Source organism: Streptomyces sp. NPDC051180 (assembly GCF_040689545.1).
Lineage (GTDB): Bacteria > Actinomycetota > Actinomycetes > Streptomycetales > Streptomycetaceae > Streptomyces.
This window is the reverse complement of sequence record NZ_JBFBBC010000028.1, coordinates 15,017-36,326: the sequence shown is the minus strand read 5'-3', so window position 1 is coordinate 36,326 and position 21,310 is coordinate 15,017. Positions and strand designations below refer to the sequence as shown.

General features: G+C 73.6%; 17 protein-coding genes. 5 read left to right on the top strand and 12 right to left on the bottom strand.

What is annotated here, in order from left to right:
• Nucleotides 1-372 precede the first annotated feature (372 nt).
• Nucleotides 373-1,380: a stage II sporulation protein M gene (locus AB0424_RS30115; RefSeq protein WP_366309941.1), complete on the bottom strand. Its 1,008-nt coding sequence runs from the start codon at nucleotides 1,378-1,380 to the stop codon at nucleotides 373-375.
• A gap of 119 nt (nucleotides 1,381-1,499) precedes the next feature.
• Here AB0424_RS30115 and AB0424_RS30110 point away from each other — a divergent pair, with 119 nt between their 5' ends.
• Nucleotides 1,500-2,507 carry an RDD family protein gene (locus AB0424_RS30110; RefSeq protein ID WP_366309939.1) on the top strand — a complete coding sequence of 336 codons (1,008 nt, stop codon included), beginning with the start codon at nucleotides 1,500-1,502 and terminating at the stop codon, nucleotides 2,505-2,507.
• A gap of 9 nt (nucleotides 2,508-2,516) precedes the next feature.
• Here AB0424_RS30110 and AB0424_RS30105 read toward each other — a convergent pair whose 3' ends face one another.
• From AB0424_RS30105 to AB0424_RS30070, 8 genes are all read right to left on the bottom strand, one after another.
• Nucleotides 2,517-3,131 (bottom strand): hypothetical protein, encoded by a 615-nt coding sequence (locus AB0424_RS30105; RefSeq protein WP_366309937.1) that lies wholly within the window; start codon nucleotides 3,129-3,131, stop codon nucleotides 2,517-2,519.
• 144 nt (nucleotides 3,132-3,275) lie between these two features.
• Nucleotides 3,276-4,733, bottom strand: coding sequence for an adenosylhomocysteinase (gene ahcY, locus AB0424_RS30100; RefSeq protein WP_366309935.1), 1,458 nt, complete (start codon nucleotides 4,731-4,733; stop codon nucleotides 3,276-3,278).
• Nucleotides 4,734-5,029: 296 nt separating this feature from the next.
• Nucleotides 5,030-5,995 carry a cation diffusion facilitator family transporter gene (locus AB0424_RS30095; RefSeq protein ID WP_366309933.1) on the bottom strand — a complete coding sequence of 322 codons (966 nt, stop codon included), beginning with the start codon at nucleotides 5,993-5,995 and terminating at the stop codon, nucleotides 5,030-5,032.
• Nucleotides 5,996-6,061: 66 nt separating this feature from the next.
• Entirely contained in the window at nucleotides 6,062-7,213 is a 1,152-nt protein-coding gene (gene manA, locus AB0424_RS30090) for a mannose-6-phosphate isomerase, class I (protein WP_366309931.1), read from the bottom strand.
• 200 nt (nucleotides 7,214-7,413) lie between these two features.
• The gene (locus AB0424_RS30085) at nucleotides 7,414-8,562 is read right to left on the bottom strand and encodes an SIS domain-containing protein (RefSeq protein WP_366309929.1); all 1,149 of its coding nucleotides are present in this window, start codon (nucleotides 8,560-8,562) and stop codon (nucleotides 7,414-7,416) included.
• A gap of 310 nt (nucleotides 8,563-8,872) precedes the next feature.
• Nucleotides 8,873-9,055 (bottom strand): Trm112 family protein, encoded by a 183-nt coding sequence (locus AB0424_RS30080; protein ID WP_366309927.1) that lies wholly within the window; start codon nucleotides 9,053-9,055, stop codon nucleotides 8,873-8,875.
• A 103-nt stretch (nucleotides 9,056-9,158) separates the two neighbouring features.
• Nucleotides 9,159-10,526, bottom strand: a complete 1,368-nt coding sequence (locus AB0424_RS30075; protein WP_366309925.1) for a phosphomannomutase/phosphoglucomutase — start codon at nucleotides 10,524-10,526, stop codon at nucleotides 9,159-9,161.
• A gap of 104 nt (nucleotides 10,527-10,630) precedes the next feature.
• Complete coding sequence (locus tag AB0424_RS30070; RefSeq protein ID WP_366309943.1) at nucleotides 10,631-11,065, bottom strand: DUF3499 domain-containing protein; 435 nt, start codon at nucleotides 11,063-11,065, stop codon at nucleotides 10,631-10,633.
• A gap of 299 nt (nucleotides 11,066-11,364) precedes the next feature.
• Between AB0424_RS30070 and AB0424_RS30065 the strand changes: the two genes are divergently transcribed.
• Nucleotides 11,365-11,832, top strand: a complete 468-nt coding sequence (locus tag AB0424_RS30065) for a metallopeptidase family protein (protein ID WP_366309923.1) — start codon at nucleotides 11,365-11,367, stop codon at nucleotides 11,830-11,832.
• Nucleotides 11,833-11,953: 121 nt separating this feature from the next.
• On the opposite strand, the gene AB0424_RS30060 is transcribed toward AB0424_RS30065, so the two are convergent.
• From AB0424_RS30060 to AB0424_RS30050, 3 genes are all read right to left on the bottom strand, one after another.
• Nucleotides 11,954-13,504, bottom strand: a complete 1,551-nt coding sequence (locus tag AB0424_RS30060) for a DUF5719 family protein (RefSeq protein WP_366309921.1) — start codon at nucleotides 13,502-13,504, stop codon at nucleotides 11,954-11,956.
• Nucleotides 13,501-17,265 carry a glycosyltransferase family 2 protein gene (locus tag AB0424_RS30055; protein ID WP_366309919.1) on the bottom strand — a complete coding sequence of 1,255 codons (3,765 nt, stop codon included), beginning with the start codon at nucleotides 17,263-17,265 and terminating at the stop codon, nucleotides 13,501-13,503. The genes AB0424_RS30060 and AB0424_RS30055 overlap by 4 nt, the downstream gene beginning before the upstream one ends.
• A gap of 239 nt (nucleotides 17,266-17,504) precedes the next feature.
• Entirely contained in the window at nucleotides 17,505-17,768 is a 264-nt protein-coding gene (locus AB0424_RS30050; protein ID WP_015033978.1) for a WhiB family transcriptional regulator, read from the bottom strand.
• 713 nt (nucleotides 17,769-18,481) lie between these two features.
• Here AB0424_RS30050 and AB0424_RS30045 point away from each other — a divergent pair.
• Genes AB0424_RS30045 through AB0424_RS30035 form a run of 3 tightly spaced genes read left to right on the top strand, consistent with a single transcriptional unit; the run spans nucleotide 18,482 to nucleotide 21,280 of the window.
• Complete coding sequence (locus tag AB0424_RS30045) at nucleotides 18,482-19,006, top strand: cysteine dioxygenase family protein (protein WP_366309916.1); 525 nt, start codon at nucleotides 18,482-18,484, stop codon at nucleotides 19,004-19,006.
• Between the two features lie 13 nt (nucleotides 19,007-19,019).
• Entirely contained in the window at nucleotides 19,020-19,976 is a 957-nt protein-coding gene (cofD, locus tag AB0424_RS30040; protein ID WP_366309914.1) for a 2-phospho-L-lactate transferase, read from the top strand.
• Complete coding sequence (locus AB0424_RS30035; RefSeq protein WP_366309912.1) at nucleotides 19,973-21,280, top strand: coenzyme F420-0:L-glutamate ligase; 1,308 nt, start codon at nucleotides 19,973-19,975, stop codon at nucleotides 21,278-21,280. The genes cofD and AB0424_RS30035 overlap by 4 nt, the downstream gene beginning before the upstream one ends.
• Nucleotides 21,281-21,310 lie beyond the last annotated feature (30 nt).

The window sequence follows — 21,310 nt, the reverse complement described above, 5'->3', positions numbered from 1 at the left end:
GCGGACGCTTCCTTCGTTCCTGTTTCCAGGCCCTCCGGGCGCTTCCTTCGTTTCCGACTCTATCAGATCTTTCCGATCCGATTTCCTCGGTGCTTCCCGGTCCAATTCGCTTTCGCTCTTCGGGCCTTTCAGCGGTTCCGACTTTATCAGAATCATTTGGGCCCACCTAATCGGTGGCTTTGGTGATTCGAATGAGAATCGGAGTGACTCCGTGGAATCGAATTCCCGACCGGAGTGAGTGTGACTCTAGTGGTTTGCTGCCGAACTGTCCAGTTCTAGGCAACCGTTTGAATCTACCTCCCCACGCCTGCCGTGTCAACGGCTTTTGTGGGCACCGGAGGACACTAGCAGGTCGGCGGGGCCGTACGCACATCAGGCGGCGGTGGGGAGGGTCGCGCTGCGGTCGGGCTCGTCGAGGTCGCCCGTGTCGCCGGCGCGGGAGGCACGGCCGCCGAGGACGTGGACGTAGGTGAGGAAGGCCAGCTCGGCGGCGACACCGATGGTGATGCGGGCCCAGGTGGGCAGACCGGAGGGGGTGACGAAGCCTTCGATGAGCCCCGAGACGAAGAGGACCAGGGCGAGGCCGATGGCCATGCCGACGGCGGCGCGGCCCTGCTCGGCGAGGGCGGCGCGGCGGGTGGTCGGTCCCGGGTCGACGACCGTCCAGCCGAGGCGGAGTCCGGTGCCGGCGGCGACGAAGACCGCGGTCAGTTCGAGCAGGCCGTGCGGGAGGACCAGGCCGAGGAAGACGTCGAGGCGGCCGGCGGAGGACATGAGGCCGATGCCGACGCCGAGGTTGAGCATGTTCAGGAAGAGGATCCAGAGCACCGGGATGCCCAGGAAGACTCCGAGGACCAGGCACATGGCGGCGGCCTGGGCGTTGTTCGTCCAGACCTGGGCCGCGAAGGAGGCCGCCGGGTGGCTGGAGTAGTACGTCTCGTACTGGCCGCCGGGGCGGGTCATCTCGCGGAGGTCGGCGGGGGCGCCGATCGACGCCTGGACCTCCGGGTGCGTACCGATCCACCAGCCGATGAGGACGGCCAGGAGGGTGGAGAGGACGGCGGTGGGGATCCACCAGTGGCGCGAGCGGTAGACGGCCGCGGGGAAACCGGCGGTGAGGAAGCGGGCCGCGTCGCGCCAGGAGGAGCGGCGGGTGCCGGTGACGGTGGCGCGGGCGCGGGCGACGAGCTGGGTGAGCCGGGCCGTGAGCATCGGGTCCGGGGTGCGGGACTGGACGATCGAGAGGTGCGTGGCCGTGCGCTGGTAGAGGGAGACGAGTTCGTCGGCTTCGGCGCCGGTCAGCCTGCCGCCGCGGCGCAGGAGGTGGTCGAGGCGTTCCCACTCGGCGCGGTGGGCGGTGACGTAGACGTCGAGGTCCATGATCGGCTGCTGCTCCAGGCACTGGCTGCGGACGGGTCCGTACTACTGCGGCGCGCTGCGGGTCAGCTTGGCAGACTGGCGTTCGGAGGGGTCGGGAAGGCCGGAGAAGGGTGGGTGCCGTGAGCGGGTTGGTGACGGGGGACGCCGTCGTGCTGGGGTTGCAGCCGGCGCGGCTGCCGAGTCGGGCGCTGGCGGTGCTGATCGACCTCGTCGTGGTGTGGGCGGTGTACCTGCTCATCACGCTGGCGTTGGCGGTCGCCACCGCGTCGCTGGACGAGGCGGCGGTGATGGCGTTGTCCATCGCGTCGTTCCTGCTGGTGCTCGTGGGGGCGCCGATCGCGGTGGAGACGCTGTCGCACGGCAGGTCGCTGGGGAAGATGGCCTGTGGTCTGCGGGTCGTGCGGGACGACGGGGGTCCGATCCGTTTCCGGCACGCGCTGGTGCGCGGGGCGCTGGGCGTGGTGGAGATCCTGATGACGTTCGGCGTCGTCGCCTGCATCGCGTCGCTGGTGTCGGAACGGGGCCGGCGGCTCGGGGACGTCTTCGCGGGCACGCTGGTGGTGCGTGAGCGGATACCCGCGGCGCGGGTGGCGGTCGTGCCCCCTCCGCCGCCGTGGCTGGTCGGGCGGTTCGCGGGGCTGGACCTGTCGGCGGTGCCGGAGCCGCTGTGGCTGGAGGTGCGTCAGTACCTGACGCGGGCGCGTGAGCTGGATCCGGTCGTGGGACGGCGGCTCGCGGAGCGGCTGGCCGACGAGCTGGTGGCGAGGACCGGGACGCCTCCGCCGCCGGGGGTGCCGGCCGACGCGTATCTGGCGGGTGTGGTGGCCGAGCGGCAGGCGCGGGACGCCCGGCGGGCGTTCGCCTCGCCGTCGGGGGCGCCTGGTGCCGGTGCGTTCCCCGGGACCGGAGCGGGGGCGGCGGGCGGCGGCGCTCCGGGATTCCCGCCTCCGGGTGCCATTCCCCCTCGCTCGGACCCGCGGCGTTCGGATCCCCCGCGGACGGAGCCCTCGCCGGGCGCTCCGCCGGTGGCGCCCCCGGTCGTCGTGGCGCCGGTGGTGGACAAGCCCGTCGTCGAGGGTGCCGGGGAGTCCGGGGCGCGGCGGACGGGGTTCGCGCCGCCTGCCTGAGGGGTGGGGTCAGGGGAAGACCGAGGGCGGGGTCTCCAGGTCCTCGAGTTCGATGCCGGGTGCGGCGAGGACGACGTCGCCGGCGATGTGGACGGTATGGCGTTCGCCCGTGTCCAGGTCGCTGACCTGGTACTCGTCCACGGTCAGGGGGCCGTTGTCAGTGGTGTGCGCTTCACTTCTCAGCAAGGCCCAGGACTGGTCGGTCGTCAGGGGGGCGAGCACGGGATCCGTGAAGGCGACGAGCCGGACGCGGGTCTCCGGGGAGGCGGGGGTGAGTCGCAGGAGTCGCGTGAGGGCGACGAGGAAGGCCGGGGACATGCCGGTGAAGGCGTGGGCGCGCACATTGCCTTCGGTGGCGTGGGTTCCGGTGGGGTCCGTGCGGACCCAGGTGACGCCGTCGAGGGCCGCGCCGCGGACCTGCCAGCCGGCGGCGTGCAGTTCGAGTCGGATGGGGCGGCCCAGTTCGTCGACGGCCAGGTCGATGGAGCCCCGGTGATCACCCGAGGGGGTGGTGGTCTGGGCGACATAGCGCCAGCCGGAGGGGCCGGGGGCGCAGTGGAAGTGCTCTTCACCGAGGGGGGTGTGGTCATGCGGGTCATGGAACGAATAGCGGCCGCGGGGCATGGGTCCTCGGGTGGCTTCCAGGGGCGGTAGCGGGGACGGGACGGAGCAGGCCCCCCGACACGGGGGTGCGGGGGGCCTGCCTGAGTCCTCTACGGGTGTCCGGGGCGGCGCCGCGTCAGCGCGCGGGCGCCGCCGGCCGGGGCATCAGTAGCGGTAGTGGTCCGGCTTGAAGGGGCCTTCGACCTCGACGCCGATGTAGGCGGCCTGCTCGGGGCGGAGGGTCGTCAGCTTGACGCCGAGGGCGTCGAGGTGGAGGCGGGCGACCTTCTCGTCCAGGTGCTTCGGGAGGACGTAGACGTCGGTCGGGTACTCCTCCGGCTTCGTGAAGAGCTCGATCTGGGCCAGGGTCTGGTCCGCGAAGGAGTTCGACATGACGAAGGAGGGGTGGCCGGTCGCGTTGCCGAGGTTCAGCAGACGGCCCTCGGAGAGGACGATCAGGACCCGGCCGTCGGGGTAGGTCCAGGTGTGGACCTGCGGCTTGACCTCGTCCTTGACGATGCCCGGGGTCTTCGCGAGGCCGGCCATGTCGATCTCGTTGTCGAAGTGGCCGATGTTGCCCACGATGGCCTGGTGCTTCATCTTGGCCATGTCGGCGGCCATGATGATGTCCTTGTTGCCGGTCGTGGTGATGAAGATGTCGGCGGTCTCGACGACGTCGTCCAGGGTCGTGACCTGGTAACCGTCCATCGCGGCCTGGAGCGCGCAGATGGGGTCGATCTCGGTGACGATGACGCGGGCGCCCTGGCCGCGGAGGGACTCGGCGCAGCCCTTGCCGACGTCGCCGTAGCCGCAGACGACGGCCGTCTTGCCGCCGATGAGGACGTCGGTGGCGCGGTTGATGCCGTCGATCAGCGAGTGGCGGCAGCCGTACTTGTTGTCGAACTTCGACTTGGTGACGGCGTCGTTCACGTTGATCGCCGGGAAGAGCAGGTCGCCGGCCTGGTGCATCTCGTACAGGCGGTGGACGCCGGTGGTGGTCTCCTCGGTGACGCCGCGGATCTCGGACGCCAGCTGGGTCCACTTCTGCGGGTTCTCGGTGAGGGTGCGGTTGAGGAGACGGAGGATGTGGCCGTACTCCTCGCTGTCCGCGGTGGCGGGGTCCGGGGCGGAGCCCGCCTTCTCGAACTCGACGCCCTTGTGGACGAGGAGGGTGGCGTCACCACCGTCGTCGAGGATCATGTTCGGGCCGCCGGTGGGCGTGTTCGGCCAGGTGAGGGCCTGCTCGGTGCACCACCAGTACTCCTCCAGGGTCTCACCCTTCCAGGCGAAGACCGGGACGCCCTGCGGGTTCTCCGGGGTGCCGTTCGGGCCGACGGCGATGGCCGCGGCGGCGTGGTCCTGGGTGGAGAAGATGTTGCAGGAGGCCCAGCGGACCTCGGCGCCGAGGGCGACCAGGGTCTCGATGAGGACGGCGGTCTGCACGGTCATGTGCAGGGAGCCGGTGACGCGGGCGCCGGCGAGCGGCTGCTGCTCGGCGTACTCGCGGCGGATCGACATCAGGCCGGGCATCTCGTGCTCGGCGAGGGTGATCTCCTTGCGGCCGAAGGCGGCCAGGGAGAGGTCGGCGACCTTGAAGTCCTGCTGGCTGGCGACAGTCGTCATGACTGGGGCTGCTCCTCGTGGATTCGGGTGCGAGGGTCTGGGAGAGCGCCTGGCACCGCCGGGGCACGACGACGGCATACGAATGCCCGGGTGTCCCGCGGTGCAGTCGTCGGAGGCCCTCTCTCCCTCGGCCGGTCCTGGGGACCGCCCGACCGCCATCAGCAGCGACGTCTGGCAGTCACGAATCTACACCGATCGGTGCAGCGACCCACACTCGTACGGGAAGTACCGGCCACGCGGAGAGGCCCCCTGGCCGGTCTTCTCCGGTCCTGGGGGCCTCTGTCGGGTCTCGGGGCTCAGTGGCCGTCGCCGCCCGGGCTCTTGGCGGGGTTGCTGCCGGCGGCCGCGGCGCTCTCGCTGTAGATGTCCGGCTCCAGGTAGATGACCCGGGCGATGGGGACGGCGGCGCGGATGCGCTCCTCCGCGGCGTTGATGGCCTGGGCGACCTCGGTGGCCGAGTCGTCGTGCTGGACGGCGATCTTGGCGGCGACGAGGAGCTCCTCGGGTCCGAGGTGGAGGGTGCGCATGTGGATGAGGCGGGTGACGGTGTCGCCGTCGACGACGGCGGCCTCGATCCGCTTGACCTCGTCGGTGCCTGCGGACTCGCCTAGCAGGAGCGACTTGGTCTCGGCGGCGAGGACGAGGGCGATGAGGATGAGCAGGACGCCGATGCAGAGGGTGCCGATGCCGTCCCAGACGCCGTCGTCGGTCAGCAGGGCGAGGCCGACGCCGCCGAGGGCGAGGACGAGGCCGACGAGGGCGCCGAGGTCCTCCAGGAGGACGACGGGGAGCTCGGGGGCCTTGGCGCGGCGGACGAACTGCGTCCAGGTGAGGCCGCCGCGGATCTCGTTGGACTCCTTGATGGCCGTGCGGAAGGAGAAGGACTCGGCGATGATCGCGAAGACCAGCACGCCGACCGGCCAGTACCACGCCTCGATGGGGTGCGGGTCCTTGATCTTCTCGTAGCCCTCGTAGATGGCGAACATGCCGCCGACGGAGAAGAGGACGATGGAGACGAGGAAGGCGTAGATGTACCGCTCGCGGCCGTAGCCGAAGGGGTGCTGCGGGGTGGCCTCGCGCTTGGCCCTCTTGCCGCCGAGGAGGAGCAGGCCCTGGTTGCCGGAGTCGGCGAGCGAGTGGACGCTCTCGGCGAGCATCGAGGACGAACCACTGAAGAGGAACGCCACGAACTTGGCTACGGCGATCGCCAGGTTGGCGGCGAGTGCCGCCACGATCGCCTTGGTTCCGCCTGACGCGCTCATGGGTGTACGTGGTCCCTTCGTCGATGCTCCGGCTCGATCGCCGCGGTTCGGCCGGTCATTGTCGCATCAGGCCACGACGGTGGCGCGGAAGACCGTCCCCGCTCCGGAGAGTTGGGTGGGTTCGCCGGCCGGGACGAAGACGGATTCGCCGGGGGCGAGGGTGAGTTCGCCGGCCCGGGGGCTGCCCGCGACGGAGAGCAGGATCTGCGGGGTGGGGGCGGTGAGGTCGGTGGGGGCGGCGCCCTCGGCCCGGACGAACCGGGAGAGGCGGAACTCGTCGATGGGGGTCTCGTAGACCTCCTCGCCGGTGGGCGACGCCTCGGGGCGCAGGACGGCGGGGTCGGCGGGCTCGAAGCGGACGATCCGCAGGAGTTCGGGGACGTCGACGTGCTTGGGGGTGAGGCCGCAGCGCAGGACGTTGTCGGAGTTGGCCATGATCTCGACGCCGAGGCCGTCGAGGTAGGCGTGCGGGACGCCCGCGCCGAGGTACAGGGCCTCGCCGGGCTGGAGCACGACCCGGTTGAGGAGCATGGCGGCGATGACGCCGGGGTCGCCGGGGAAGTGGTGGGCGAGGCTCGCGTACGGGGCGTGGGCGCCGCCGAGCCGGTCGGCGGCGGCCGCGGCCTCGGCGACCGTCTCCGCCATCTCGTCGGGGTCGGCGGTGAGCAGGGCCGTCAGGACCTCGCGGAGCGCGGCCTCCTCGGGGTGGGCGTGGAGGAGGTCGACGTACGGCTTGAGGCTGTCGACGCCGAGCGCGGCGATGAGGTCGGCGGACTCGACGGGGTCGCGGAAGCCGCACAGGCCGTCGAAGGGGGTGAGCGCGCAGATCATCTCGGGCTTGTGGTTGGCGTCCCGGTACGTGCGGTGCGGGGCGTCGGCCGGGATGCCGGCGGCCTCCTCGGCGGCGTGGCCGGCCTGTGCCTGGGCGAGGTCGGGGTGGACCTGGAGGGAGAGCGGGGCGCCGGCGGCGAGCACCTTGAAGAGGAACGGGAGGCGGGGTCCGAACTTCTCGACGGCCCGCTCCCCCAGTTCCCGTACGGGGTCGCCGGCGATCAGCTCGTCGAGGGGCCCGCGCTCGGTGCGGGAGGGGGCGCCGGGGTGGGCGCCCATCCACATCTCGGCCTGGGGCTCGCCGGTCGGGGCGTGGCCGAGCAGTTCCGGGATGGCCGTCGTGGATCCCCAGGCGTAGGGGCGAACGGTGTTGACGAGGCGGTCCATGCCTGCCAGCTCCTCGGGGTGGTGACGACGGATGGTGAGGGGTGTCGGGAGACAGGTGACAGGGGGAGGGTGACGGGTCGGTGACGGCCCGGGGACGGGGACGGGCCCGGCCGGTGGACGGGCGGGCGCCGGGGCGGCGGAGGTCCGGGGGCGGTCCGGGCGGTGTCTGTCGGGTCGGTGCCGGTCCGCGGGTGGCCGGGCTAGGGGGTGGTGCGGCCCGGGGTGGCCAGGGAGAGGTAGAGGGCCGCGAAGTCGGTCACGGCGAGCAGTTCGGCGAGGGTCTCCAGCTCGCCGCCCTCCTCCGGTTCGAGTTCGCTGATGGCCGTCTCGTGGCCGAGGGCCAGTTCGCGGGCGGCGGGGGCGGCGGTCAGGCCGCCGGCCGGCCGGTCGCGGAGCAGGACCACGCGGGCGCGGAGGGCCTGCTGCTCGTCGACGCGGTCGCGGAAGAAGTCGTCGGGGTCGGCGCCGGCGGCGTAGTCGCCGGCGAGCAGGACGCCGTGCGCGGGGAGGGCCTCGGGGAGTTCGGCGGCGAGGGCCGGGAGGCCGGCGAGCTCGGCGAGGACGGCGGCGAAGCGGCGGCCGGCGGGACCGGCGGCGTTGCCCTCGGTCCAGATCAGCGGGAGGGAGTCGGCGAGCTCGGCGGCGAGGGTCTTCGCCGGGTTGCTGTAGGTGGCGATGGCCGGGCCGCAGCGTTCGGCCGTGCGGTCGAGCCGGTCGGCGACCTTCTCCAGGGCCTCGGGGGGTGCTTCGAGGAGGCCGACGCGGTCGAGGAGGGCGAGCAGCGGGGTGAAGAGGGCCCAGAGGGCGCCGGGGCTGGCCGCGAGGTTCTCGCCGAATTCGTTCGGGGTCTCGTTGGGGGCGGTCGCCATGGGCACGAACAGGCCGTGTGAGCCGCTGACGGTCTCGGCGAGCGGCGAGGTCTTCGGGGCGACGGCGACGACGGTGATCCCGCGGCGGTACGCCTGCTCGGCGAGGAGGGCGAGGCCGGGTTCGGAGCCGTCGGTGGTCGGGAGCAGCAGCAGGTCCACGGAGCCGGCCCAGCCGGGGAGGGCCCAGCGCAGGGCGCCCGCGGCGGGGGCGACGCCGGTGGGCTGGAGGCGTACGACGGGGGCGGCCGCTCCGGCGAGGGCGCCGATCAGGTCGGCGACGCCCGCGGCGGCGGTGCCGGGGCCGGCGACGAGCACGGCGCGGGGGCGGCCCTCGGGGTGGAGGTCCGCGATGCCGGCCTCGGCGGCGTGGCGGGCGGCGGTCCGCACCCGTGCGCCTGCTTCGGCGGCGCCGCGGAGGAGACCGCGGTGGTCGGCGAGGGCGAGGGCGTCCGGTGCGTCGAGGAGGGTCTCGTCGAGCATGTGGCGGTGCCTCCCGGGTGAGCGGGTGAGTACGGGGTCCCCGGGCGCTGCGCTGCGGTCGGGGGTCCTGTGCGGACGGGCGCTGGGGTGCTGGGGTGTCCCGTCCGTCGGGCCGGGGCGGGAAGCGGCCGCGGTGGAGGGGCGGTTCGCGGTGCCGGGGCGGCGGTGCCTCCGCCCGCGGTGCTTCGGCGGCTCCGCCGGCCGGGCTCCCGCGGGTCCGGGCCGGTCGGCGGGACGCCCTGGCGCGGGGGTGCGGGCTCGGAGCCCGGCCTCGGGCCGGGCCGCTCGGTCCTTCCCGCGTCCCGGGGCGTCAGGAGGGGCGGCGGGCCTCGTCCGTCAGGAGGACCGGGATGCCGTCGCGGACCGGGTAGGCGAGGCCGCAGTCGGAGCTCGTGCAGACCAGCTCCGGGGTCTCGTCCGCCGTGCGGTCGTTCAGCGGAGCGTGGCAGGCCGGGCAGGCCAGGATCTCCAGGAGGCCGGCTTCGAGCGGCATGGGGTGTCCCTTCGAACAGACGGGGGTGGTGCTGCCCTTCGGGCCAGGTCAGCCTACCGCCGGGGAACGGGGGGCGCCCCCGTTCCCCGGCGGGGTGGCGGGGTCAGCCCGTCGCCCGTACCAGGGCGAGGACCTCGTCGCGGAGCTTGGCCATGGTGGCCTCGTCGCGGGCCTCGACGTTGAGGCGGAGCAGCGGCTCGGTGTTGGAGGCGCGGAGGTTGAACCACCAGTCGGCGGCGGTGACGGTGAGGCCGTCGAGCTCGTCGAAGGTGACGCCGTCCTGGTCCGCGTAGGCGGCCTTGACCTTGGCGGTGCTGGCGGCCTGGTCGGCGACGGTGGAGTTGATCTCGCCGGAGGAGGCGTAGCGGTCGTAGGCGGAGACCAGGTCGGACAGGGTGCCCTGCTGGCCGCCGAGGGCCGCGAGGACGTGGAGCGCGGCGAGCATGCCGGTGTCCGCGTTCCAGAAGTCCTTGAAGTAGTAGTGCGCCGAGTGCTCGCCGCCGAAGATGGCGCCGGTCTTCGCCATCTCCTCCTTGATGAAGGAGTGGCCGACGCGGGTGCGGACGGGCGAGCCGCCGTTCTCGCGGACGACCTCGGGGACGGACCAGGAGGTGATCAGGTTGTGGATGATCGTCCCGCCGGGGTTCTTGGCGAGCTCGCGGGCGGCGACCAGGGCGGTGATGGCGGACGGGGGGACCGGCTCGCCGCGCTCGTCGACGACGAAGCACCGGTCGGCGTCGCCGTCGAAGGCGAGGCCGAGGTCCGCGCCCTCGGCGAGGACGCGGGCCTGGAGGTCGACGATGTTCGCCGGGTCGAGGGGGTTGGCCTCGTGGTTCGGGAAGGTGCCGTCGAGCTCGAAGTACATCGGGACGGTGTCGAGCGGGAGGCCGTCGAAGACGGTGGGGACGGTGTGGCCGCCCATGCCGTTGCCGGCGTCGACGACGACCTTCAGGGGGCGGATCGCGGTGAGGTCGACGAGGCCCTTGAGGTGGGCGGCGTAGTCGTCGAGGGTCTCGCGCCGGGTGACCGTGCCGGGGGTGGCGGCGGCCTCGGGGGCGCCCGTCCCGCTCCACTGCTCGGCGAGGGCGCGGATGTCGGCGAGGCCGGTGTCCTGGCCGACCGGGGCGGCGCCGGCGCGGCACATCTTGATGCCGTTGTACTGGGCCGGGTTGTGGGACGCGGTGAACATCGCGCCGGGCAGGCCGAGGCTCCCGGAGGCGAAGTACAGCTGGTCGGTGGAGCAGAGCCCGATGAGGGTGACGTCGGCGCCGAGGCGGGCCGCGCCGCGGGCGAAGGCGTCCGCGAGGCCGGGCGACGAGGGGCGCATGTCGTGGCCGACGACGATCGCGTCCGCGTCGGTCACCCGGACGAAGGCGGCTCCGAAGAGTTCGGCGAGCGTCTCGTCCCACTGGTCGGGGACCACTCCGCGGATGTCGTACGCCTTCACGATCTGCGACAGATCGACAGTCACGGATCCACCCTCCTGAGTTCTCGGCACGCGTGTGCGGGCGCGTGTACGGAACGCCCAAACTACCCGGAGCGGTGAGGGGGTGTGCGGACGGTGGCCGGTTGTGATCAGTTGTCCGGCGAACGGAGCACCCTGAGGTGTCCGCGACGCCCGACTTCCATGGGATCGCCGGGGCGGCCTCCGACTCCCTTGCCGCCGGACCCGGCCGCGCGCTCCTGGGGGCGGGCCGCCTCCCGTACCGCGTTGGCGAGGGCCTCCAGGTCGTCGCCGCTGGGGCGTGCCGGGGCGGAGGGATCGGTGAGCCGCACCACGTCCCAGCCGCGCGGGGCGGTGAGGCGTTCGCTGTGCTCGGCGCACAGGTCGTAGCAGTGGGGCTCGGCGTAGGTGGCGAGCGGGCCGAGGACCGCAGTCGAGTCGGCATAGACGTACGTCAGTGTCGCGACGGCAGGGCGGCCGCACGCAGTGCGCGAACAGCGACGTACAGGGCTCACGACGTTGGACGGTACCGCACTCTTGAGCGGGCCGCGACGACTCTCCCTCAGGTCACTCCACCGTGTCGCGGTGTGACCTCGGCCACCGCCCTTTCCGGGGGGACCGTTCCGACCTGCGAGGGAGGGGGCGCACGGGGGCGGGGGCAGAGAAGGTTCCGGACAGTCGGGGATGCAAAACCGGTCATCGAGGGCCAGATGGCCGATCGTCTCGGGCCGTCGAATCGGGCAGCGGTCCGACCGGAATGGTCGGGTTTCGACAGCTCGTGCGGGGGTGGTGCGGGGGCGCCCGGACATGTGGCGAGGATGCGCCACGGTGCGCGGGGACAGATGAGGGTTACGCTGCGTCAGTGATGGACAGTCCTGTGCCTCCGAGCCCCTCGCACCGCCGCACGGAGCCCGCCGCGGAGCCCCCGGCGGAGCCCCGGATCCGCCGCCGCGACCGGCACGGCCGCGGGATGCGGGGGCCGGTGGCCCCACCGCAGGTGCCGCTCTCCGCGAGCCGGGCCGACACCTTCCGCGACCTGGTCCTCGACTCGGTGGAACGGCTGGAACGGCGCTGGCCGCAGCTGGCGGACGTCGACTTCATGGTCATGGAGGTGCCGCCGACGGTGCCGGGCGAGACCGTGCCGCTGGGCGGCTCGTTGCCCGCGGAGAAGGACGAGCCGGCGAAGGTGGTCGTCTACCGGCGGCCGGTCGAGATCCGCTCCAAGAGCCGGGACGAGCGGGCGCTGCTGGTCCACGAGGTCGTCGTCGAGCAGGTCGCCGAGCTGCTGGGCCTCTCCCCCGAGTCGGTCGACCCCCGGTACGGGCAGGACTGACGCGGACGCCCTGCCCGTACGGGTACGGGCAGGGCGGGGCAGAGGACCGGCCCTCGGGCCGACCGCGGTCCCGAGGGGCGGCCACGGGCGGACCGGGCAGGCCCGCGCGCCGCGGCAGGACTCAGTCGAGGACGCCGAGGTCCTGGTGCGCGGAGGGGACCTCCACGGTCCCGCGGTCGTCGACGAGGGTCTGGACCGTGAACATCGGGATGCCGTCCTGCGCCGCCGCCAGGGTCCGCGCCGCGTAGACCCTGCCGCCGGAGACCGGTTCGACGGTCAGCGCGTAGTAGCCCTTCAGTCCCTGGGGGACCAGGTCGGTCACGGTCGCGGTGGTGCCCGCCTTGACGGTGACCGTCCGGGACACGGGCGTGCCGCCGCCGGAGCCCGCCGAGGCGGTGATCCTCACCTCGGCGGCGGTGCCGGGGGCGGTCAGGGAGAGCGTCGACGCCTTGGCGCGGTTGTCGGCGACCGTGGCGCGGGCGGAGATCGCCGGGGTCGCCGGGATGAACGCGACCTCGGTGTTCGCGCCCTTGCCGCGGACGACGCGGAGGGCCGCCACGACCGGGGTCGGCTTCTTCGGGTCGCTCGGGGTGAGCAGCAGGGAGGCGGCCTCGCCCCGGGTGAGGTTCGGCAGGTCGACGGCGGTCGTCATCCCGGACTTCACGTGCAGGGTCCCCGCGCCCGCCGGGACGATCGTGCCGGCGGTGGTGACCAGCTGGACCTTCAGGTCGGCGTCGTCCTCCCCGGGGGCGAGGGCGACCAGCCGGACGGAGGTGGCGTCGGCCGGGATGCCGGGGAGCACGGCGGTGCCCGCCGGGTCGGCCGCGGGGGCGATCCAGTCGCCGCCGAGCTTCTCGTCCGCGGAGCCGATGGCGGCGCCGACGCGCCCGCTGCGGGTGGTGACGTGGACGGTGACGTCGGGCTTGGCGGTCTCTCCGGTGAGGGTGGAGAGGAGGACCGGGACCGTGGAGCGGGCGGGGACCGGGATGCCCTCGGTGAACTGGGACTTCAGCGCGCCCTCGGGGCCGAAGAGCTCGATGTCGGCGACGGCGGCCGTGTCGTCCGGGTTGGTGAGGTGGACGTAGTCCTGGCGCTCCTTGGCGGTGGAGGCCGCCGGGAACCAGAAGTCGGTGTCGGGGGCGCCGCAGGAGAGGCCGAGGAGGCCGCGGGAGCCGCCCGCCGGGACGACGGTGGTCTGCTGGACGGTCCAGCCGGGGGCGAGGGTGCCGGTCGCCGCGCCGGTGAGGGCGGGCACGCCGGCGCCGTTCGCCTCGACGGCGACGGGCTTGCCGGGGGCGGTGACCGTGGCGGGGGCCTGGGGCGCCTTGGGCTTCTTCGGGTCCTTGGCGGCCGTGCCGCCCGAGGAGGTCGGGCTCGCGGCGACGGTCAGGCGGGCCGTGGGCTGCTCGGCCTTGCCGGAGCCGGAACCCGAGCCGGAACCCGCGCCCGCGCCCGTTCCCGCGGCGAGCGGGGTGTACGAGGTGTAGACGGTCTCGGCCACCTCCGAGGTGCTCGGCACGGGGCAGACCAGGCCGGCGCGCTCCACCGGCAGCCGGGTCGGGCTCTTCGCCTCGGGGGCGGCGGGGCCGGCCGGGGCGGTGAGGGCCGCGAAGCCGGTGACGGCGGCGAGGGCCGTGGTGCCCGCGATCAGGGAGAGGGTCGTGCGCTTCACTGGTTGCTGCTCCCGTCGGGACGCTGCTCGGTCTCGTGGCCCTGGGGGTGCCCGTAGCCGTAGCCGTACGGGTCGTACGCCTGCTGGTCGTACTGCTGCCCGGGGGCGTATCCCTGCTGCTGGTCGTAACCCTGCTGCTCGTAGCCCTGCTGCTGCTCGTGTCCCTGGTCGGGGTAGGACTGGCCGGCGTAGCCCTGGTCGGCGTACGGCTGCTGGTCGTAGCCCTGCTGCGGGTAGGCGTACGGCTGCTGCTGGTACGGGTCGGCGGCGTACTCCTGGTAGTAGCCCTGGTCGGCGTACGGCTGGGCCTGCGTCCCGGCCTGGTCCTGGGCCGGGGGCTGAGCGGGGGACTGGGCATAGGCCGGGTCGTACCCGGAGTCCCACTCCTCGGGCTCGTGGGTCTGCTGTCCCGGGATCGCGGCGGCTTCGCCCTCCGGGGCCCCGGGGGCCTCGGCGACGGCCTCGGCCTCCGCGGCGGCGCGCAGGCGGCGCGCGCGGCGGCCGTCGCCGTCGGCGGCCTGGGCGGGGATGACGGTTTCCTCGTCGGGCAGGTCGTCGTCGATCTCGCGGCGACGCCCGGGGAGGGCGAGGACGAGCAGGACGACGGCGAGGCCGACCTGGGCCCAGATCCACGCGGTGTGGGTGAGCGGCTCGTCGTAGGTGAGGTCGAGGCGGCCGCCCTGGGCGGGGAGCGAGAAGCCCTGGGCCCAGCCGTCGACGGTGGTCCGGCTCAGTTCCCTGCCGTCGAGGGTGGCGGTCCAGCCCTCGGCGGCGCGGTCGGCGAGGCGCAGCACGCGGCCCTCGGGGCCGGCCGGGATCGCGGTGTGCGCCTCGACGGGACCGGCGGCGACGGCGACGGGCTTGGCCGCCTTGGTCGCGTCGTCCGCGGCGCCGTCGGCGGACGCGTCACCGCTCGCGGACGGGGCGCCGGTCTTGGCGGCCGGCGGGACGATCATGATCCGGGCGATCTCGCGGTCCACGCGCCAGAGCGCGCTGCCGTCGAGCTGGCTGAGGCGGCTGAGGCCGGGGGTGGCGTCGAGGACGCGGCTCATCTGGCGCGGTGCCCCGTCGCGGACGAGGACGTAGCGGATCGCGTAGCCGCTGAGTTCCTGGGTCTGGTCGGCGCCGGAGCCGGCGATGAGGCGGGCGACGACCTGGTCGAGGCGGGAGTCGCGGTCGGCGGTGGCGGTGAGTTCGCCGTCGCCGAGGCGGGCGCCGGAGCCGCGGACCAGGGTGTAGGCGACCTCGCCGGGGGTGCTGCCGCCCAGGACGAGGGTGCGGGGCTGGTCGCGGGTGCCGCTCTCCTCGGCGACGAAGGCCGGGACCTGCACCGGGTCGCGCCGGGTGAGCGGGCCGTCGGCGCCGCCGATCATCCAGCCGGCCGCGGCGACGGCGGGGCCGGCGGCGCAGGCGAGGGCGATGAGGGCGGCGACGGGCTGACGCCAGCCGAAGCCGTGGGCGGCGACGCGGGTGCGGCCGCCCTCGGCGCCGATCGTGCCGGCGGCCAGGAGGGCGGCGCCGTAGACGAGGGTGGCGGGTCCGGCCCAGCCGGTGCCGCCCGCGCCGTTGGAGGCGGCGGCGAGGAGCAGGCCCGCGAGCGCGGCGGCCCAGGCGGCGCGGACCGCGAACTGCCGCTCCTCGCGCAGCAGCCCGGCGAGGGCGGCGAGGACGAGGCCGAGCAGGAGCAGGCCGCCGGTGGTGCCGGGGCCGCCGGGGCTGGTCGCGAGCAGGTCGAGCGCGGTGGCCGTGCCCGTGCGGACGTCGAGGCCGGCCTCGCGCAGGAAGGCGGAGGGGCCGGCCAGCAGGGTGAGCGACCAGGGCGCGAGGACGAGGATCGGGGTGCCGACGGCGGCCAGGAAGCGGAGGCCGTAGGCGGTGAGGTCGGAGCGGCGGACGGCGAGGACGCCGAGGCCGAGGAGGACGGCGAGCGGCCACACGATCGGGGTGAACGCCGTCGCGAAGGTGAGCAGGAAGGTGTACGCCCAGGTGGCGCGCCAGCTGCCCCGGTCGGGGCGGTTGAAGCCGTGGGCGGCGACGGCGGCGCGGGCGATCAGCGGCAGCAGGATCGCGAGCACGGCCGTGCCGAGCCGGCCGGCGGCCAGGGCCCCGGTGACGGCGGGCAGGAAGGCGTACGCGATGGCGGCCCAGGCGCGCAGCAGGCGGGACTCGACGATGCCGCGGGAGGCGAAGTAGGCGGTGAAGCCGGCGAGCGGGACCGAGCAGACGAGGAGCAGGGTCAGCGCGGTGGAGGTGGAGCCGAGGAACAGCGCGGAGAGCGCGGCCAGGACGGCGAGGTAGGGCGGGGCGCTCTGGGTGCCGCCGGTGCCGAGGGCGTGCCAGGCGTCGGCGTACCGCGACCAGAGGCCGGAGACGGTGTCGGGGGCGGGCAGCAGGGCGCCGCCGGCCAGCGAGCCGCCGGCGAAGAGGTTGCGGCAGGCGACCAGGGAGATGAGGAGCAGCAGGCCGAAGAGGACCGGTCCGGGCTTGCGGGCGATCTTCTTGAGCCGGGCGAACTGCTCGATCTCCAGGTAGTCGGCGTCGTCGCCGCCGGGTCCCGACTCGACGACGCCGTGGCGGGAGCCGCCGGAGTCGGCCTCGTTCCCGCCGAAGTTGGCGGTGAACTGTTCGGCCGCGGCGCGGACGGTGGCGCCGGGCGGCGGGAAGAGCGGGCGGAGTTCGCTCGCCGCGACGGCCGGGTTCCTGCGGCGCTTGCGGGCGGCGAGGATCCTCTCGGGGCGCAGCAGGGTGCCGAAGAGGCCCATGACCTCGTCGACGGCCTGTCCGGGGACCTTGCCGACGAGGTAGGCGAGGGTGCGGAGCAGGGTGCTGACGACGAGCCTCAGCAGCACGTACGGCAGGGCGGCGCCGCGGCTGTTGGCGAGCAGGGTGTAGACGGCGCCGGCCTTGTCGACGCGGTGCGGGTTGGCCGCGGTGCGGCCGGCGCAGTCGACGGTGCGGCGCTCGCGGGCGGACGCCTCGGCGTGCCGCAGGACGGCGTCGGGGGCGATGAGCACGCGGTGGCCGGCGGCGTGGGCGCGCCAGCACAGGTCGACGTCGTCGCGCATGAGGGGCAGGCGGCGGTCGAAGCCGCCGAGCTCCTCGAAGACGTCGCGGCGGACGAGCATGCCGGCGGTGGAGACGGAGAGGACGGAGCGGATCTGGTCGTGCTGGCCCTGGTCCTGCTCGCGGCGGTCGAGTCCGGTCCAGCGGCGGCCGCTGCGGGCGATGGAGACGCCGGTCTCCAGGAGCTGCTTCCGGTCGTACCAGCCTCGCAGCTTGGGGCCGATGACGGCGGCGTCCGCGTCGGAGTCGGCGACGCGCAGGAGTTCGGCGAGGGCGCCGGGCTCGGGGGCGCAGTCGTCGTGGAGCAGCCAGAGCCACTGCACCGGTTCGCCGTGCGGGAGTTCGGGGAGGTCGTACGCCTCGTCGTTCCAGGTGCGGCTGACGGGGTCCCAGCCGCTGGGGCGCTTGAGGTAGGGCAGGTCCTCGGGTCCGAGCACGGGCGCGGTGCGCGCGGCCTCCTCGACGGCGGCGCCGAAGCCGGTGCGGCGCGCGAGGTGCAGGACGCGGTCGTCGCCGACGGCGTCGGCGACGAGCTGCGCCGAGTCGTCTGCGCTGCCGGTGTCGGCCGCGATCACGTTCTGCACGGGGCGTTCCTGCGCGAGCAGCCCGGAGAGCGCGTCCGGCAGCCAGCGGGCGCCGTCGTGGGTGACGAGCACGGCGGTGACGACGTGTCGCGGAAACTCAGGAGTTGAGGACATCGAGCTACGGGCCCTCCGGCCGGGGTCGCCCGCGAAGGGCGTGGGGAGCGTCTCGGACGGAGGCCCACACTAACGGCTGCGCGCGGAGCGGTTCTCCCCTGTGGACGACGGCCTGTGGACAGAGCACGCAGAACGGTCCGCCGCCTGTGGCCGAAGCACAGGGGGCGGACCGTTCGCGGTGTCCTGGTGTGCGCGCGGTGGCGCGGGGGGCCCGGAGGTCGTCCGGGGCCGGGTGCCGCTCAGACGGCGGCCTTCTTGAGGCGACGGCGCTCGCGCTCGGAGAGACCACCCCAGATGCCGAACCGTTCGTCGTTCTGCAGGGCGTATTCGAGGCACTCGGAGCGGACCTCGCAGGCGAGGCAGACCTTCTTGGCCTCGCGGGTCGAGCCGCCCTTCTCGGGGAAGAAGGACTCGGGGTCGGTCTGGGCGCACAGCGCGCGCTCCTGCCAGCCGAGTTCCTCGTCCGCGTCCTCGACCAGCAGTTCCTGGAACAACTCGGTCATGTGCGCCCCTCGTCTGTTCTGTGCGTCCCCGTGGTGTTGCCGTTGCGAACCCGGCCTAACGACACGAGTGAAATTACAAGTTTGTGCTCTGTGCGAGTCAAGCCGAGATCTGCTATTGGGCCCCGTATTCACTCTGCGGAACCAAGCCTATGCGGAAAGTGTTCAAATCACCAAAAAACGTGACACATGCCGCTGACCGGACCGTGCTGCACTTCCCCTCACGAGCGGCGGAGTGTCCGTCTTTCACAAGGAAGGACGTCCGAAACTTGGATCTTGTTGCGATCCAGCCATGGAAGCGATCCGCATCACAGTCCACTCACGGACCGTGACGACCGACCCGAAGTCGATCACGCGGGCGCCGCCATGTTTACGGGCACGGTTGAAGCGCCATCTCTCCTGGTCCAGGCATGAACAAACCTTTCTCCGCGCACGGTAACCGGATGAGGTGAAACATTACCCCCAAATCGGTCATTGGGTTGACAGTCGGGTGCTCTTCCCGCCACCTTTGGTGGCATGCCAGCGACCACAGCGCCCGCCGCGACCCACGCCCGTGGGTTCCGCCGCGCTGTCCAGGCGCGCTGTTGCTGTTGTTGTTCCAGCTGTTGATGCCGTAGAGCTCCAGCCGCCTCCCCCAGCGTCACCCTGCGTCACTTGTGTCACCTCTCTCCGTGACCCCCACCGCTTCTGTTTCTGCTGAGGAACCTCCCCATCCCATGAACATGGACAGCGACCTTCAGATCGCCGGCGACATCCTCGAGGTCCCGCACCTCCTGCAGCCCGAGCGCGCCCACCCCGTCACCGTGGCCGAGTTCGCCGGCCTCGCGCGCTCCCTCGCCGACGACCGCTCCCAGTGGGCGCCCTACGTCGAGTACGACGCCACCACCCGCTGGTACCACCGGCTGCGCACCGGCCCCGGCTACGAGGTGTGGCTCCTGTCGTGGGTGCCGGGCCAGGGCAGCGGCCTCCACGACCACGGCGTCTCCTCCGGCGTACTGACCGTCCTGGAGGGCGAGTTGACGGAGCGTACGGACCGGGGCGTGCGCACCCTGCGCGGCGGCTCCCAGCGCGTCTTCGCCCCCGGGTACGTCCACGAGGTCGTCAACGACTCCCTCGAACCGGCCGTCAGCCTGCACGTCTACTTCCCCGGTCTGACGGAGATGCCGATGCACGAGTCGCTCCAGGCCCAGTGCTCTCCGGCCACTCTCGCCCCAGAGGCCCCAGCGGTGACCGTCGCCTGACAGACTGCTGCGCATGCGCATTGTGGTTCTGGCCGGCGGTATCGGTGGTGCTCGTTTCCTTCGCGGCCTCAAGCAGGCCGCCCCGGACGCGGAGATCACCGTCATCGGCAACACGGGTGACGACATCCATCTCTTCGGGCTGAAGGTCTGCCCCGACCTGGACACGGTGATGTACACCCTCGGCGGTGGCATCAACGAGGAGCAGGGCTGGGGCCGCCTCGACGAGTCCTTCACGGTCAAGGAGGAGCTCGCCGCCTACGGCGTCGGACCCGAGTGGTTCGGCCTCGGCGACCGCGACTTCGCGACCCACATCGTCCGTACCCAGATGCTCGGCGCGGGCTACCCGCTGAGCGCGGTCACCGAGGCGCTCTGCGCCCGCTGGCAGCCCGGCGTCCGGCTCCTGCCCATGTCCGACGACCGCATCGAGACGCACGTGGCGATCGAGGTCGACGGCGAGCAGCGCGCCGTGCACTTCCAGGAGTACTGGGTGAAGCTGCGCGCCTCCGTGGACGCCCAGGCCGTCGTGCCGGTCGGCGCGGAGACCGCCAAGCCCGCCCCCGGCGTGCTCGACGCCCTCGCCGCCGCCGACGTCATCCTCTTCCCGCCGTCCAACCCCGTGGTGAGCGTCGGGACGATCCTGGCCGTGCCCGGCATCCGGGACGCGGTCGCCGCCTCCGGGGCGCCGGTCGTGGGCCTCTCCCCCATCGTCGGCGACGCGCCCGTGCGCGGCATGGCCGACAAGGTGCTCGCCGCCGTCGGCGTCGACTCCACGGCCTCCGCGGTGGCCCGGCACTACGGCGCCGGACTCCTCGACGGCTGGCTCGTCGACACGGTGGACGCCGGCTCCGTCGCGGAGGTCGAGGAGGCGGGGATCCGCTGCCGCGCGGTCCCGCTGATGATGACCGACGTGGACGCGACCGCCGCCATGGCCCAGGAGGCCCTGCGTCTGGCCGAGGAGGTCCGCGCGTGACCGCCGCCGCCCCCTCGTACCGCGTCTGGGCGCCCACCGGACTGCCGGAGGTCGCCGCCGGCGACGACCTGGCCGCGCTGATAGCCGCCGCGTCGCCGGAGCTCGCCGACGGGGACGTCCTCCTCGTCACCTCCAAGATAGTGAGCAAGGCCGAGGGCCGGATCGTCACCGCCGACGACCGCGAGAAGGCCATCGACGCCGAGACCGTACGGGTCGTCGCGCGGCGCGGCCCGCTGCGGATCGTCGAGAACCGACAGGGGCTCGTCATGGCCGCCGCCGGGGTCGACGCCTCGAACACCCCCGCCGGAACCGTCCTGTTGCTCCCCGAGGACCCCGACGCCTCGGCACGGCGCATCCGCGCCGGACTGCGCGAGGCGCTCGGCGTCGACGTCGGCGTCGTCGTCACGGACACCTTCGGCCGCCCCTGGCGCGCCGGACTCACCGACGTCGCCATCGGCGCCGCCGGCGTGCGGGTCCTCGACGACCTGCGCGGCGGCACCGACGCCCACGGCAACCCGCTGAGCGCGACCGTCGTCGCGACCGCCGACGAACTCGCCGCCGCCGGCGACCTGGTGAAGGGCAAGGCCGCCGGCCTCCCGGTCGCCGTCGTCCGCGGTCTGCCCCACGTGGTGGCCTCCGACGACGAGCCGGGAGCGCGGGCGCTCGTGCGCGCCGCCGCCGACGACATGTTCCGGCTCGGCACCTCCGAGGCCGTGCGCGAGGCGGTGACCCTGCGGCGCACCGTCCGCGAGTTCACCGACGAGCCCGTCGACCCGGGTGCCGTGCGCCGCGCGGTCGCCGCCGCCGTCACCGCGCCCGCGCCGCACCACACCACGCCCTGGCGGTTCGTGCTCCTGGAGTCGCCCGCGTCGCGGACCCGGCTCCTCGACGCCATGCGGGACGCCTGGATCGCCGACCTGCGGCGCGACGGGAAGTCCGAGGACTCCATCGCCAAGCGGGTGCGCCGCGGGGACGTCCTGCGCAACGCCCCCTACCTGGCCGTCCCCTGCCTCGTCATGGACGGCTCCCACCACTACGGCGACCCGCGCCGCGACGCCGCCGAGCGCGAGATGTTCGTCGTCGCGGCCGGCGCCGGAGTGCAGAACTTCCTCGTCGCCCTCTCCGGCGAGCGCCTCGGCTCCGCCTGGGTCTCCTCGACCATGTTCTGCCGCGACGTCGTCCGCGACGTCCTCGACCTCCCCGACCACTGGGACCCCCTCGGCGCCGTCGCCGTCGGACACCCGGCCGCGCCCCCGAAGGACCGGCCGGCGCGGCCGGCGGCGGAGTTCTTCGAGGTGCGCTGAGCCGTCGGCGGGGGGCCGTCGGCGCGGTGG

Bases quoted from the DNA above. Each gene is read 5' to 3' on its own strand.
- AB0424_RS30050 (WP_015033978.1), bottom strand. From the start codon at position 17,768: ATGACCGAGTTGTTCCAGGAACTGCTGGTCGAGGACGCGGACGAGGAA.
- ahcY (WP_366309935.1), bottom strand. From the start codon at position 4,733: ATGACGACTGTCGCCAGCCAGCAGGACTTCAAGGTCGCCGACCTCTCC.
- AB0424_RS30045 (WP_366309916.1), top strand. From the start codon at position 18,482: ATGAACATGGACAGCGACCTTCAGATCGCCGGCGACATCCTCGAGGTC.
- manA (WP_366309931.1), bottom strand. From the start codon at position 7,213: ATGGACCGCCTCGTCAACACCGTTCGCCCCTACGCCTGGGGATCCACG.
- AB0424_RS30095 (WP_366309933.1), bottom strand. From the start codon at position 5,995: ATGAGCGCGTCAGGCGGAACCAAGGCGATCGTGGCGGCACTCGCCGCC.
- AB0424_RS30065 (WP_366309923.1), top strand. From the start codon at position 11,365: ATGGACAGTCCTGTGCCTCCGAGCCCCTCGCACCGCCGCACGGAGCCC.
- AB0424_RS30085 (WP_366309929.1), bottom strand. From the start codon at position 8,562: ATGCTCGACGAGACCCTCCTCGACGCACCGGACGCCCTCGCCCTCGCC.
- cofD (WP_366309914.1), top strand. From the start codon at position 19,020: ATGCGCATTGTGGTTCTGGCCGGCGGTATCGGTGGTGCTCGTTTCCTT.
- AB0424_RS30080 (WP_366309927.1), bottom strand. From the start codon at position 9,055: ATGCCGCTCGAAGCCGGCCTCCTGGAGATCCTGGCCTGCCCGGCCTGC.
- AB0424_RS30105 (WP_366309937.1), bottom strand. From the start codon at position 3,131: ATGCCCCGCGGCCGCTATTCGTTCCATGACCCGCATGACCACACCCCC.
- AB0424_RS30055 (WP_366309919.1), bottom strand. From the start codon at position 17,265: ATGTCCTCAACTCCTGAGTTTCCGCGACACGTCGTCACCGCCGTGCTC.
- AB0424_RS30115 (WP_366309941.1), bottom strand. From the start codon at position 1,380: ATGGACCTCGACGTCTACGTCACCGCCCACCGCGCCGAGTGGGAACGC.